10 protein-coding genes are annotated in these 14,448 nt (G+C 49.9%); 4 read left to right on the top strand and 6 right to left on the bottom strand.

The annotated features are described in order from the left end of the window. Positions 1-2: 2 nt before the first annotated feature. The 6 genes from Q0577_RS02175 to Q0577_RS02150 all read right to left on the bottom strand — a co-directional run bounded on the left by Q0577_RS02175 (position 3) and on the right by Q0577_RS02150 (position 3,906). Positions 3-665 (bottom strand): type II CAAX endopeptidase family protein, encoded by a 663-nt coding sequence (locus Q0577_RS02175; protein WP_298732357.1) that lies wholly within the window; start codon positions 663-665, stop codon positions 3-5. Between the two features lie 93 nt (positions 666-758). Next, positions 759-1,721: a hypothetical protein gene (locus Q0577_RS02170; protein WP_298732355.1), complete on the bottom strand. Its 963-nt coding sequence runs from the start codon at positions 1,719-1,721 to the stop codon at positions 759-761. 95 nt (positions 1,722-1,816) lie between these two features. Next, on the bottom strand, positions 1,817-2,380 hold the full coding sequence (locus Q0577_RS02165; RefSeq protein WP_298732353.1) for a helix-turn-helix transcriptional regulator: 564 nt from the start codon (positions 2,378-2,380) through the stop codon (positions 1,817-1,819). 154 nt (positions 2,381-2,534) lie between these two features. After that, on the bottom strand, positions 2,535-2,792 hold the full coding sequence (locus Q0577_RS02160; protein WP_298732351.1) for a CorA family divalent cation transporter: 258 nt from the start codon (positions 2,790-2,792) through the stop codon (positions 2,535-2,537). Between the two features lie 25 nt (positions 2,793-2,817). Next, a complete protein-coding gene (locus Q0577_RS02155; protein ID WP_298732350.1) occupies positions 2,818-3,267 on the bottom strand; it encodes a carboxymuconolactone decarboxylase family protein in 450 nt (149 codons plus the stop codon). A gap of 63 nt (positions 3,268-3,330) precedes the next feature. After that, positions 3,331-3,906: a Crp/Fnr family transcriptional regulator gene (locus Q0577_RS02150; protein WP_298732349.1), complete on the bottom strand. Its 576-nt coding sequence runs from the start codon at positions 3,904-3,906 to the stop codon at positions 3,331-3,333. Between the two features lie 99 nt (positions 3,907-4,005). On the opposite strand from Q0577_RS02150, the gene Q0577_RS02145 reads away from it, so the two are divergent. The 4 genes from Q0577_RS02145 (at position 4,006) to Q0577_RS02130 (ending at position 14,424) form a co-directional block, all read left to right on the top strand. Next, positions 4,006-6,135 carry a T9SS type A sorting domain-containing protein gene (locus tag Q0577_RS02145; protein ID WP_298732347.1) on the top strand — a complete coding sequence of 710 codons (2,130 nt, stop codon included), beginning with the start codon at positions 4,006-4,008 and terminating at the stop codon, positions 6,133-6,135. Between the two features lie 101 nt (positions 6,136-6,236). Continuing rightward, on the top strand, positions 6,237-6,536 hold the full coding sequence (locus Q0577_RS02140; RefSeq protein WP_298732345.1) for a hypothetical protein: 300 nt from the start codon (positions 6,237-6,239) through the stop codon (positions 6,534-6,536). Positions 6,537-6,584: 48 nt separating this feature from the next. Beyond that, on the top strand, positions 6,585-8,936 hold the full coding sequence (locus tag Q0577_RS02135; protein WP_298732343.1) for a GAF domain-containing protein: 2,352 nt from the start codon (positions 6,585-6,587) through the stop codon (positions 8,934-8,936). Positions 8,937-9,198: 262 nt separating this feature from the next. Continuing rightward, positions 9,199-14,424: a HAMP domain-containing protein gene (locus tag Q0577_RS02130; protein WP_298732341.1), complete on the top strand. Its 5,226-nt coding sequence runs from the start codon at positions 9,199-9,201 to the stop codon at positions 14,422-14,424. Positions 14,425-14,448 lie beyond the last annotated feature (24 nt).

Genomic DNA, 14,448 nt, shown 5'->3' with positions numbered 1-14,448 from the left:
TTTTAGTTATGCAATACATCCAGGTAGATCATTGTCAAAGCAATGGTATCATACAGCGCATGTGAAATCATAGGATACCATAGGTTGCCATCATATCGTTTAAGCAGGTACGTCCAGTACAAAGCGCCGAGCGTAGCCGGAACGACACCAAATACGCCTTGTTGCCAGTGATATAAGCCAAATAGCACGCTTGTCAATAATCCCGCCAGCCAGAATGATGATGCAGACCTTACAAACCATCCCTGTGTAGTTCTCAGAATAAATCCTCTGAAAATAATTTCCTCATAGCATCCACCTACGATCCAGGCCGCAACGATGATAATCAGCAGGTTTGTAAAATTATGTTTGATAAAGTCATATTCCGTGTATGCCTGGATGTAGTCTTTGAAGAAATAATTAATGAATGGAAAGTAGATCAATTTTATGAAGGCCATCCAGATGATGGCTGAGAGTAAGCCTGCAATAAAAGTATGAACAGACAGCGCTTTCCATTTAAAGCCGAGATCAGCCAGTGATTTATTTCTCTTTTTCAGGTAGATCATCAACACAGCAAAGCATACAATCGCATAAGAGAAAAAAGGCAGCGGAACAAAATGAGGAAATAAAACAAAAAATGCAATCAAAAGAATAGCTGTCAGGGTCTTCTGGTACCTGGGTTTATCCATACTGTTTCACGGTTGTAGTCTACAATTTAACCATCAAAGGTTAGAAATACAAGGGCAGTCATCCCGGCCATAGCATGCCCTATGACCTGGGGCTTAATGCCCACCGTTTAAAATACCAAACCGTTTATGCTGTAAATCCAGCAACAATACCGACTGCAGGAACAACTTATTCCCCGTCATCCCTCCGATGCCCATTTTCATCATCCCGTTTACCTGGGCATCGCTGGCGCCTTCAATATAACTTGCCCTGTTCAGGGGTATTTTAACAGCGGCGATCTCTATGCTGTCTGCAGATATATAGCTGGTGGCAGTCAGCACCTTGCCCCAGGAGGTTACGGGATAGCTCACTGGTTGTGACCCGGGAACAGCTAACATATTGGCCGTCTCCTTATTTGTCAGCAATTCAAAGGCACTGGAGCCGGAATCGAAGAATAGCAATGTTTTCTTCCCTCTTATGAAAGCGGGTAGCAGAATACTCCGGTTAGTGTATATAAAATCACTAAGCGTCAGGCCTGGCCGTTCAGCAATGCTGTAGCCGGCAGTGATGGTTTTCCCGGGATAATCGATCACGAATGTATGCGTCCCGATAAAATCTGCGCCCAGGGTGCCGATGATCTCAACGGCATTTTTCTCCCAGTTTATCCGGCCGGTTCCCAATTGTTTGAGAGCCATCCTGCGGGCTTGTATCCGGGTCTTCCCGGCTGTGAAACTAAACGGCTGTTGTATAAGCGCGGAATCTGACAGCTGCATCCCTAACGGATGACGGCTGTTAATGGCTGCCAGCTTATTACTGTAAAACACGGAATACGGGGCGCCCAAATCAAATTGCATATAGAACTGTTTAGGACAACCCTCCAGTTTTACAGGAACCAGCATAGCGGCATGCTGCTCCCATTGACCATTAATACTGTCTCCTTTCCATATAAAGGGAACTTCAAATGCTTCTCCGGGCAGGATCAGCTGGCTGGTAGTTGTATCCTGCGCCAGGGAACACCAGCTTTGGAACAGGAGCACCGGAAGGATAAAGATGGATCTTACTTTGAATAATGACGGCATCGCTTTTTTTAAAATGTGCTGTAAAGCTATACCGCAGAACGGGTTTAATATGCCGTCATTCTTACGACATTTCTACGACAATAAATGAAAATCAATCAGTTAAATTCCTTCCTGATCAGCAGGGCATTGACCAGGATAAGGGCGGCATTCAGGAAGTACATGATAAACACCGGCCATAAATAATGTGCGAAGTACTGCGGTTGATGAAAAATGGATACCTGGAAAAAATTATATGCAAACGTTAACAGCAGCAGCAAGTGCAGGGTAATCACCCAGTACACCTGCTGGCGAACAATCTTTCTGCCCCGCTGCATAGCATGTTCATCCAGCTGGCTGCGTTTTTTCAGCAGATAGTAGGGAACCAGGAAATGCCCCCAGGGTATTATAATACAGGCAAAACAGGAGAGGTTGAATAACAGCAGAAAATGCCGGGCATCCGGAGCGGGATGATCCGGCGTCGGGGTCTCTTTTACGGTCAGTTGCTCATAAGATTGTTCCAGGGCGCCTGCCAGCGCCTTCAGGGTAAAGCTCCGCGGAACACTTTCGCCGCTTTCAATCCTTTGAACGGTTCGGATGGAAAGTCCGGACCGCTCCGCCAGCTCTTCCTGTGTGAGGCCCTTTTGTTGTCTTGCTGATATGATCCGTTGGGAGAGTTCCATTGTGCCAGTGTTGGCACTAATATAGGTAAATGTTTGTATTGCAACCAGCCCGAACGCCGGAAGTAATAGTAAACCACCACACAGATGGTAAGGGTAGATACCACCACCAGCGGGTAACCCCAGTGCCATTCCAGCTCCGGCATAAATTTAAAGTTCATGCCATAGAAGCCGGCCACCATGGCGTTTCTCCAGATTCAATGGAACGTTCCCTGTTTATTTGAGCGGTGCGCATCACTATAAACAGGGAATCGCCATACAGCGCTATCTTGGGTCGCTGGTGTGCCTTGTGGGCATCTTCCACCGCCAGGTCATGCAGGCAGAACTCCTTTTGTACCCGTTCAAGTAATGCTTCTGAAGGTTCATAGAGCCCTATCCACACAAACTGGCTGGTATCCTGTATATTTCGTGACAAACGGGAAAAAACAGCCGGTGCGCCGTTAAACCGGTATTGTTTTCGTTGAAATACCTACGCGGTTCAGGAAATTAATATAACAGGCACATACAATAATATCTGCTATTTCCCTGGTGTTGAAATGTGCCTTCAGCTTTTCATATGCTGCATCTTCCACACCATGCACGGAAATATGCGTGATCTCATCGGCCACCTGCAACGCAGCTTTCTCACTGTCGCTGAAAAGCGGGCTTTCATGCCAGGCGGCAAGGGCAAAGATCCTGTTAGGTGTTTCACCACGTTGCAGGGCGTCCTGTGTGTGGTATGCGATACAATAGACACATTTATTAACCTGTGAAGTGCGGATCTTGATCAGTTCCAGCAGGCTGCGGGGTACGGTAGAAGCTGCCAGGCGTTTATCTATTCCCCCTATCATATCCCAGTACAAGGGTTCTTCTTTCCAGACGTCCAGGCGATGTTTAATTGACTTGACCATGATTATATGATTTTATTTACGCTGCAAGTTGCATCGAAATAGGGTCCTGTCGCTTAAACTGGTTTAAGAAAGATATTTCCTCCGTATTTCGCTCAGGTATTCGGGGGTAAAGCCGAGAAAAGAGGCCAGCAGGTATTGGGGAACGCGTTGGATAAAGCCGGGAAAATGCTGGTGAAAATGACGATACAATTCTTCCTTCGGAAGCTCGTACAGCAGCTTCATTCTAACCTGGGAGGCAGCATAGGCTTTCTGGAATACCAGGTGGAAATATGCATGCATTTCAGGCACTTCGTTCAGCAGCGCCCGCTGACTGTCTGCAGAGATACATAGTACTTCTGTATTTTCTACTGCGCGGATGGAAAACTGCGCCGGTGCGCCGTTGGGGAAGGCCATGAAATCTGAAATCCACCAGTTCTCGAGGGCAAAGTCGATGGTTTGCTCCACCCCGTTCTGCTTCAGGTAGCAAATGTGTACACAGCCTTTAAGGATGAAGAATTTCTCATAGCAGCGCTGGCCTTCGTCCAGTAAGGAGGCCTTCTTTTTATAAACCCGGTGTTCAAAGAAGGGGGCGATGATGCCTGATCTTTCAGGGGGCAGCTGGCAAAACTTTCCGATATGGGCCATCAGCGGTGCTATCACTGGTATTTTGTTTGGTAGTAATGGCGAAATTAGTGCTTTATTAGTTCTTCTGTTGAGCTGTTCATGTTATCTTACAGGCTCATTAAACTTCCACGTCCTATGAACAGATTAACCCGTTTTGTATTGTTCACTGTCCGGTTCTGCGGCAGTGCTTTTCTTTTACATGCCCAGGTGGCCCCGCCCGCACAATCTGTAACCGGTAAAGTGATCTGCGGTTACCAGGGCTGGTTTAACTGCTATGGTGATGGCTCGCCGGTGGCCCGCTGGCGGCATTGGTCCTCCGGGCCTTATAACTCACCTGCTGGCAGTCCTGCACCGGGGGCTGTTACTTTTGAAGCCTACCCGGATATTACGGAGTATCCTTCCGGGGTCATGTTCCCAACCAACCTGGGGAACCTCAATGACGGCCGGCAGGCCCGTTTGTTCTCTTCCTATCCGGCTGCCACGGTCGACCTGCATTTTAAATGGATGCAGCAGTGGGGGATAGATGGCGTGGCCCTTCAGCGCTTTTTAGGAGAGACGCGCGATGGTGTGTTTAAAGACAGCCGCGACAGCATCACGGTACGCCTGCACCGCGCTGCCGAGAAGTACCAGCGCATCTTCTACATCATGTATGACATGGCGGCAGACGACACTACCTTTTTTAAGAACGACTGGCTGCACATCGAAAACGACCTGAGGGTGGTAAACAGCCCTTACTACGCCCACCAGGATGGCAAGCCCGTGATCTGTATCTGGGGCTTCGGGTTTAACCACCGCCTGAACGCACCCGCCGCCAGCCTGGCTATCATCAACTGGTTAAAGGCAAAAGGCTATTACGTGATCGGTGGGGTGCCTACGTACTGGCGTACGGAAACCAATGATTCTTATAGCGGTTACAGCCAGGTGTACAATGCTTTTGACATGCTCTCGCCCTGGTCTGTTGGCCGCTTTGTCAACAATGCGGAAGCAGATGATTTTAAAAACAACCAGCTGCAGCCCGATCTTGCCTATTGTAATGCCAATGGCATCGATTATCAGCCGGTGATCTTCTCCGGTTTTTCCTGGAGTAACTGGAATGGCGGTAACCGTAACCAAATACCCCGCAACAAGGGCGCGTTTTACTGGCGGCAGCTGTATAATATCAAAAGCCTGGGCATGAATACGGCTTATGTGGCCATGTTTGATGAGTATGATGAAGCTACCAATATCATGAAAATGGCGGACAGCTATTTTGCAGTGCCCAACAACCAGTACTTCCTGACCAGCAGTGCAGATGGGACATACCTTTCCGGCGACTTTTACCTGCGGCTTACCGGTCAGGCGGCCAAAGTACTGAAGGGCGATGCGCCGCTTACCGCCAATGTCACTATTCCGTATTCAACAGCGCCACTCTGGTTCCGTACCAGTGTGGAAACAGATTATGATGCCGTACCTACCTGGACCAACAGCGCTGACCCCAGTTCCATACCGCGGAATGTAAGCAATCCTCTCTGCGGGGTAGTAAGCGGGGAAACCGCTCACCTGGGCAATGCCTCCATTCGTATATCCGGTACAGATAATGCCGCTACGGGTGGCTCTTACTATTACTTCCGGGTGTTTGATGTGGACATCCCCGTGAATGCCGACACCAGGCTAAGCTTCCGGACATTCCCTACCAACAGCCTTTCCCGTTATGCCACGGTAGATCTGCTCATGACAGACGGCAGTACCCTGCGGGATATAGGAGCAGTAGACCAGAACGGTACTTCCATGCATCCCGGCGCAGGTCATGGTACCGTCAATACCTGGCAAAGAATCGTCTGCAATATCGGCCACTGGCTGAACGGAAAAACCATAGACCGGATCATGATCGCTTACGACCATGGCGCTGAAACCGGTAATTTCAAAACGTATTTTGATGACATCATCATCAGTGATACAGCATCCTCCTTACGCACAATGGATAAAATAAACGACACGCTGATACATGGGCAGGCAGACGCGAAATACCAGCTGTCAAAACAGGTAAAGGTATTTCCCCAGCCTGCCACCAATACCGCCACTATCCAGTTTGGCGATGCTTTGCGGGGAACAGGATATTTAACGGTCCTCACCGCGGGCGGTGAAGCGGTTGCCCATCAGCTGATCAATATGGACGCTGGCCGGGTTAATATCTCTGTCAACCATCTGCCCGGTGGTTTATACCTGTTGCGCATCAATACAGGAAAGGAAACCCTTACGCAGAAGCTGCTGATCGTAGGTGAGTGATCATTTACTGTCTGTTATATACCGGAAGCCTGCTCAATGGAGCAGGCTTCGCACTTTGCATAAGTGCCTAAAAAACATATCTTTGGATAAAACAGCTTGCTATGGGTAAAGTACATTATGACACCGTCACCAATGCTATTGATGCATTGCGGAAAGAAGGATTTACAGTGGACTTTAACATTGTTGGTGATCACCTGGCGCACGGGGATGAGAAAATACACCTCGATGATTTTTCAATTGTGGATGTATACCGGTATGAAGGTAATTCCGACCCGGCAGATGAGGCAGCGGTATATGCCATTGCATCAAAGACCGGCGTGAAAGGCGTGCTGGTAACGGGGTACGGAAGTGCATCGGATGAAGTGTCGGAGGCGATGCTGGAGAAGTTGAAGGTGAGGTGAATTGCTCCCCCCAATTTCCTACCTTTACCCCACAGAGAATAACCCGTCATGAAAAGTTCCATATTTGACGTCTCCGGCAACCGGGCGTATGCTTTGCCCATCGATGCCGAGATTTCCTTCCAGCCAGTGATAGACCGCATCAGGAAAATGGCTGGCGCCGATAAGACCATTAAAAGTGTATATCATAAGGACGTACTGCAGCGATTCGAAGAGCGGGGCGTTTACGATCAGGATATCCCGCTTGATAAGATCCATGAATACGAACCTTTACTGGAGCTTTTATACGCCTGTTTCACACCTGCGCTGTACCCGGAGAAGCAGCTGGCCTGGGGCCTCAGCTTTCCTTTCCGGAAACCGATCATCTTTTACGGTACCGATTTGATGTATGAACTGCTGGGAAGGCGTAAAGGCGGACAGGAAAACTATGTATCGGAAAAAAGCCCGGAAGACTATCACCGCGAAAGGCTGCAGCTGGTCTACTCCTTTATCCTGAAAAGGCTGTATAATTTTGAAGTGCCGGTGAAAACAGGCATTGTGCATGCGGGCGTCAACTCGGAAACCGGTTTGCTGGAATACTACAGCGTAGACATCAATACAGATTGCATAGATGTAACGGTGAACGGGGAGCTGCCTGAACTGGATTGCAGTGCGCTTTATACCCACCTCAGTGCAGGCGCCAGCTATGAGATCCTGGAATCCATGCTGCCCCTGAACCTCTTCCGCTTCCGGGGAATAGCCATGCTCAAGGTGGTGGATGTTACCCCGCAGATGGCGGTGAAGAACATCCTGCAGGTACGCCTCAGCCGCAGCAGCGATGACGACGGGGAAAGCCAGAAAAGTGTGATCCGTTCACTCAAAACGCTGGTGAGGAGCAATAAAATAGAATTCGACCTTTTTCCCTTTGTAAGAGTGAACAATGAACCGGTGTACGGCTTCGCCAAAGGAGGCACCGGGGTGCTGTTTGCCGTATGGGGAGAAAATACCCTCACGCCAAAGGAGTTCAGCGAAGAAGCGAAGTACTATGCAGCACACCCGGAATTCTTTTTCTCACAGGATATTTTCAAAGCACCGGAGAAAGAATATGACAACGACCCTTACCTTAAACAGTTCCAGGACCTCGGCGTAAGATCACTTGCCCTGATGCCGGTAATGCAGAACAATGTGCTGGTAGGCGTGCTGGGTGTGCATACCTGGGGCGACGATACCTTTGACGAAAAAACGCTGGCCCTGCTGGAACCCGCGATGGGCCCTATTGCGCAGCTGCTCCAGGTGTATATCGATGAATTCAACCTGGAGATAGACAACATCGTAAAAGAAAAATACACCGCCATACAGCCCGCGGTACAATGGAAATTCAACGAGGCCGCCTGGCATTTCATGATACAGCAAAAGAAGAAGCTGCCCGCAAAAGTGGAAAGCATTCTCTTTAACGACGTGTACCCGCTGTACGGCGCTATTGATATCAGGAACTCCACCATTGAAAGGAATACCGCCGTAAAAGCCGACCTGGATGTTCACCTGAACCTCCTGTCTGAAATGCTAAACGGCCTGCAGGAATACCACCGCTCTTCTTTAATGGAAGAAACCATTTTCAACTGTAAGAAATGGCAGCAGGTATTGGCCCAGGATCAGCTGAACCCAACGGAAGAGACCAACCTGAACTTTTTCCTGACAGAGGGGACCGTGCCCTACCTGCGGCACCTGGCCCACCAGGAACCGGCTACCCGCCCGGTCATCGAAAACTACATAGAACTGATCCATAGCGGCAACGGGGCTATCCACGAGAACCGCCAGGCACTGGAAGCGGCCATGCAGATGATCAACAGCGCCGTCAACGATTACTTTGAAACGGAAAAGCATACACTGCAACAGTCCTATCCCTGTTATTTCGAAAAATTCAGAACAGACGGGATAGAGTATGATATCTATATTGGCCAGTCCATCGCGCCGGACAGGCCCTTTGATCATTTCCATCTCAAGAACCTCCGCCTCTGGCAGCTGTCTTCCATGGCGGCTATTACCAAGCTGACCCGCTCACTGATACCGCAGCTGCCCCGCGAGCTGCATACTACACAGCTGATCTTTGCCCATAACCATACCATAGACATCTGCTTCCGTGCAGATGAAAAGCGCTTTGATGTGGAAGGCACCTACAACATCCGCTACCAGATGATCAAGAAACGGATCGATAAGGTACATATCCGCAATTCCGACGAGCGCCTTACCCAACCCGGAAAGATCGCCCTGATCTATTTCAGCAGTAAGGATGTGGATGATTACCTGCCGTACATGCGCTACCTGCAGGAAAGCGGCGTACTGCATAATGACCTGGAAGAGCTGGAGCTGGAAGACCTGCAGGGACTAAGTGGTTTGAAGGCATTGAGGGTAGGGGTGGTTTAGGAAGAGCTGCTGGCTGTAAGTAACTTGCTGACGTTAGGGGTTAGTCGTTAGTGATTAGTGTAATGCAATGAAGATATAATTTCGATGCGTTCACTAATCACTAACGACTAATTTTTTACTGCAGAGTCAGCTCCTAAGAACAGCATTATGAAAAGATTGCGCAGACTTAATGCAGTGGCGTTAAATTGAGGGTGAAAATTACTTTAAAGTGAGGTAAAGATGAGCTAACTTACGCATATCAATTATCTAACAAATCCGGGGAATGGCTACAAGAAAAAAAACTGCAGTACCGGAGTCCACGCCGGCGGCAGCAACAGTAACCAGCGATGAGCTGAATCCGCATCAGCTCTTACAGGTGCTTTCAGAAGTGAAAAACGGAAATTTCAGTGCACGTATGCCGGTAGATAATCTCGGGCTTACCGGGAAGATCTGCGATACGGTGAATGAGATTATCACCCTGAATGAAATGCTCGTGGAAGAACTGCTTTTGGCGCGCAACACCATCGGTAAAATGGGAAAGCTCAATCACCGTGTATCCATGCCGCGTACGGCAAAAGGTTCATGGAATGAAGCCGTGCTTTCTATCAATACATTAATATCTGACCTTGTTCACCCCACCATTGAAATTGCAAACGTGATCAGCTCTGTGGCAAAAGGTGACCTCTCAAAAGAGATGCCGCTGCAGATAGAAGATCACATCCTGCAGGGTGAGTTTGCCCGTATTGCCAAAGAGGTGAACGGCATGGTGAAGCAACTCAACCTTTTCTCCCGTGAGGTAACGCGTGTAGCCCTGGAAGTAGGTTCTGAAGGTAAGCTGGGCGGCCAGGCAAAAGTAAAAGATGTGGCGGGTGTGTGGAAAGATCTCACAGACTCTGTAAACCAGATGGCGGATAACCTCACCGCCCAGGTGCGCAACATCGCGGATGTAACTACCGCGGTGGCCAGGGGCGACCTTTCCAAAAAGATCACGGTAGATGTAAAAGGAGAAATACTCGAACTGAAAGACACCATCAACACGATGGTGGACCAGCTCAACTCTTTCTCCTCAGAAGTAACGCGCGTAGCGCGTGAAGTGGGTACGGAGGGTAAGCTTGGCGGCCAGGCTACGGTAAAAGGCGTAGGTGGGGTGTGGAAAGATCTTACCGATTCTGTGAACCAGATGGCCGGTAATCTTACGGCCCAGGTGCGTAACATTGCAGACGTAACCACGGCGGTGGCCCTGGGCGACCTCTCGCGCAAGATCACCGTGGATGTACGCGGAGAGATCCTGGAACTGAAGAACACCATCAACACCATGGTGGACCAGCTGAACTCCTTTGCTTCGGAAGTGACCCGCGTGGCGCTGGAAGTAGGCACAGAAGGTAAGCTGGGCGGCCAGGCAAAAGTACAGGGCGTAGGCGGTACCTGGAAAGACCTGACAGACTCCGTAAACCAGATGGCCTCTAACCTCACGGCCCAGGTGCGTAACATCGCGGAAGTGACCACGGCAGTGGCCAAAGGGGACCTGTCGCGCAAGATCACCGTGGATGTTAAGGGCGAGATCCTCGAGCTGAAGAATACCATTAATACCATGGTGGACCAGCTCAACGCATTCGGTTCGGAAGTATTTCGTGTAGCCCGTGAGGTGGGTTCTGAAGGTAAGCTGGGCGGCCAGGCAGATGTGCCCGGTGTAAAAGGCCTATGGAAAGACCTGACCGATTCCGTTAACATCATGGCCTCCAACCTCACCTCCCAGGTGCGTAACATCGCGGAGGTAACCACCGCGGTAGCCAATGGCGACCTTTCCCGTAAAATTGAAGTAGACGTAAGAGGAGAGATCCTTAAACTGAAGAATACCATCAACACCATGGTGGACCAGCTGCGCGCCTTCGCTTCGGAAGTGACGCGCGTGGCGCGTGAAGTAGGTACAGACGGTAAGCTGGGCGGACAGGCATTTGTGCCCGGCGTAGCTGGTACCTGGAAAGACCTCACAGACTCTGTGAACTCGATGACCGGTAACCTGACCTCCCAGGTGCGCAACATCGCGGAAGTAACAAAGGCCGTGGCCTCCGGCGACCTGTCTAAAAAAGTGACCATCGACGTTAAAGGAGAGATCCTTGATCTGAAGAACACCATCAACACGATGGTGGACCAGCTCAACTCCTTCGCCTTTGAGGTAACCCGTGTGGCGCGTGAAGTAGGTACGGAAGGTAAGCTGGGCGGCCAGGCAGAGGTGCAGGGCGTAGGCGGTACCTGGAAAGACCTTACAGACTCTGTGAACATGATGGCCTTCAACCTTACCAACCAGGTGCGCGGTATTGCCAAGGTTGTAACCGCCGTGGCCACCGGTAACCTGAAACAGAAACTGTCTATCGTGTCCCGTGGTGAAGTAGCACAGCTGACAGAAACCATCAATGAAATGATCGATACCCTGGCCGTGTTTGCCGACCAGGTAACCAATGTGGCGCGTGAAGTGGGCGTTGAAGGACGGCTGGGCGGACAGGCCAGTGTGCCCGGCGCTTCCGGTATCTGGAAGAACCTCACGGAGAACGTAAACCAGCTGGCGGAAAACCTGACCACACAGGTGCGCGCCATTTCTGCGGTGGCATCCGCCGTAACCAAAGGTGATCTTACACAGATGATCCGCGTAGATGCTAAAGGAGAGGTGGAAGAGCTGAAAGATACCATCAACCAGATGATCGCCAACCTGAAAACCACCACACTGCTGAACCAGGAACAGGACTGGCTGAAATCAAACCTCGCTACCTTCACCCAGATGCTGCAGGGTCAGAAAGACCTGAACACGGTAACCCGCCGTATTCTCTCTGAGCTGGCGCAGGTAGTGAATGCGCAGAAAGGTATGTTCTATATACTGGAACAGCAGGATGAATGGTCTCAACCCAAACTGAAACTATTTGCGGCATACGCCTATGGCGACGACGTAAGCCTGACCAGGGAATTTGCCCTGGGCCAGGGACTGGTGGGACAATGTGCCGTTGAAAAGAAACAGATACTGCTTACCAATGTGCCCAACGATTATATCAAGATCAGCTCAGGACTGGGAGAAGCCTCCCCACACAACCTGGTAGTATTGCCGGTATTGTTTGAAACGCAGATCAAGGCGGTGATAGAGCTGGCTTCTTTTGACAGTTTTAACCAAACCCACCTGGACTTCCTGAGCCAGCTTACAGAAAGTATCGGTATCGTACTGAACACCATCGAAGCCAATTCCAGGACAGAAGCACTGCTGGAGCAGTCGCAGTCCCTGGCTGATGAGCTGCGCAGAACCAACGAAGAGCTGCAGGATAAAGCACACCTGCTGGTGAAACAGAAAGAAGAAGTGGAAGGCAAGAACAAGGAAGTGGAAGAAGCCAGGAGATCACTGGAAGAAAAAGCCGAACAGCTGCAGCTGACCTCTAAATATAAATCGGAGTTCCTGGCTAATATGTCGCATGAGCTCAGAACGCCGCTTAACTCCCTGCTGATCCTCGCGCAGCAGCTGTACGAGAACCATGAAGGCAACCTCACGGAGAAGCAGGTACGATATGCGAAAACCATTCATAGCTGCGGTGATGATCTGATCCAGCTGATCAATGACATACTGGACCTTTCCAAGATCGAATCCGGTTATATCTCCACTGATTTTATTACCGTACGTTTCAGCGAGGTGATCTCCTTCGTGGAAACTACCTTCAAGCATATATCAGAAAGCAAGAACCTGCGCTTTGGTATCTCTATAGAAGAGCAGCTGCCGCAAAGCCTGGAAACAGACGTGCAGCGCCTGAACCAGATACTGAAGAACCTGCTCTCCAACGCGTTTAAATTCACTGACAAGGGAGAGGTACGCCTGCGCATATACGAGGCGCGGCATAACTGGAAGACCGCCAACGCGAGTCTTGACAGCGCTGAACGGGTGGTGGCCTTCGAGATAAAAGATACGGGTATTGGCATTTCCAGGGATAAGCAGAACATCATCTTTGAAGCCTTCCAGCAGGCAGAAGGTTCTACCAGCCGCAAATACGGTGGTACAGGCCTGGGGCTTTCCATCAGCCGTGGCCTGGCAGACCTGCTGGGTGGTTCCATTGAACTGGAAAGCGAAGTGGGCAGAGGCAGTACCTTTACGCTGTTCCTGCCCCTGGGCTATAACCCCGATACCATCATCAAGGAAAAGCCGAGCACGCTGAAGCCAGGAGAATATAAGCTGGAAGAAAGTGACAGTACATTGACCCTCCGCTCGGTTCCTACTATACGTGCCGTAGAACCGAGAGACCTGGAAGGCCTTAACGAGATCATCAATGAAACAGGCGACGACAGAACACATATAGCAGAGGGAGACAAAGTGATCCTCATCGTGGAAGATGATGTGCGCTTTGCCAAGATCATGCAGGAGAAAGCCCACGAAATGGATCTGAAAGTGGTAGTAGCCACCAGTTTCGGAGAAGTGCTGGACCTTACCAATAAGTACAGCCCCATTGCCGTAACCCTGGATGTGAAACTGCCTGACGCCAGCGGTTGGCGGGTGCTGGACATTTTCAAGAACGATGTGAACCTGCGGCACATTCCCATTCACCTGATATCCGGTGAAGAAAACCGCCAGCTGGCATTACAGCGCGGGGCACGCAGCTTCAACCTGAAGCCCATGAAAACCGAAGCGCTTACCGAGCTGTTCAAAGCCATTCTTGAACAGAACAACCGCAGGCAGAAGAAAGTGCTGGTTGTAGAAGATAACGAAACAGACGCCAGCCAGATCAGCCGTATACTGGATAATGACGACCTCATCCGGATCGATGTGATGGGGGATGGAAAATCAGCGCTTGAACAAATCAGGAATAATTTGTATGATTGCATTATTGCCGATTACACCCTACCTGATATTGAAGGGACAGAATTCATCTCTACGATTTATACCCTGAATAAGCATAATGGCACCCCTGTTATTGTTTATTCGGCAAAGGATTTCTCCAACATGGAGAAGTCTAAACTTAAGCAATACACGAATAAGATCCTGACAAAGGGTAGCAGCTCCCTTGAATTGTTGCTGGAAGAAACCGTAATGCAGTTGCATCTGAACCACCAGGTGCTGCCGCAGGAGAAGCGTAAGATCATCGAAGACCTGCGCTCCAGGAAAGACGTATTGCTTCATAAGAACGTGCTGGTGGTGGATGATGACGTAAGAAACCTGTTTGCACTGACCACCGCGTTTGAAAGGTACCAGATCAATACCATCACCGCGGAAAGTGGTATGGAAGCGATCAACATCATGACAGAGAACAACCAGATAGATATTGTGCTGATGGACATTATGATGCCTGAAATGGACGGCTATGAAACAATGCAGAAAATACGCCGGGAGCACAAGAACAGTGCACTTCCCATAATCGCGGTGACAGCAAAAGCGATGAAGGGCGACCGGGAGAAGTGCCTGGAAGCCGGCGCATCGGATTATATTACTAAGCCTGTGAAAATTGATCAACTGCTATCGCTGATGCGTATCTGGCTATACAGATGATCTGCTAAGAATAGTTATTTTAAA

This window comes from uncultured Chitinophaga sp., assembly GCF_937898475.1.
Lineage (GTDB): Bacteria > Bacteroidota > Bacteroidia > Chitinophagales > Chitinophagaceae > Chitinophaga.
Note: the sequence above shows the minus strand (reverse complement) of the source record. Positions and strands in the feature narration are given on the sequence as shown.

Bases quoted from the DNA above. Each gene is read 5' to 3' on its own strand.
- Q0577_RS02175 (WP_298732357.1), bottom strand. From the start codon at position 665: ATGGATAAACCCAGGTACCAGAAGACCCTGACAGCTATTCTTTTGATT.
- Q0577_RS02170 (WP_298732355.1), bottom strand. From the start codon at position 1,721: ATGCCGTCATTATTCAAAGTAAGATCCATCTTTATCCTTCCGGTGCTC.
- Q0577_RS02165 (WP_298732353.1), bottom strand. From the start codon at position 2,380: ATGGAACTCTCCCAACGGATCATATCAGCAAGACAACAAAAGGGCCTC.
- Q0577_RS02155 (WP_298732350.1), bottom strand. From the start codon at position 3,267: ATGGTCAAGTCAATTAAACATCGCCTGGACGTCTGGAAAGAAGAACCC.
- Q0577_RS02145 (WP_298732347.1), top strand. From the start codon at position 4,006: ATGAACAGATTAACCCGTTTTGTATTGTTCACTGTCCGGTTCTGCGGC.
- Q0577_RS02140 (WP_298732345.1), top strand. From the start codon at position 6,237: ATGGGTAAAGTACATTATGACACCGTCACCAATGCTATTGATGCATTG.
- Q0577_RS02135 (WP_298732343.1), top strand. From the start codon at position 6,585: ATGAAAAGTTCCATATTTGACGTCTCCGGCAACCGGGCGTATGCTTTG.
- Q0577_RS02130 (WP_298732341.1), top strand. From the start codon at position 9,199: ATGGCTACAAGAAAAAAAACTGCAGTACCGGAGTCCACGCCGGCGGCA.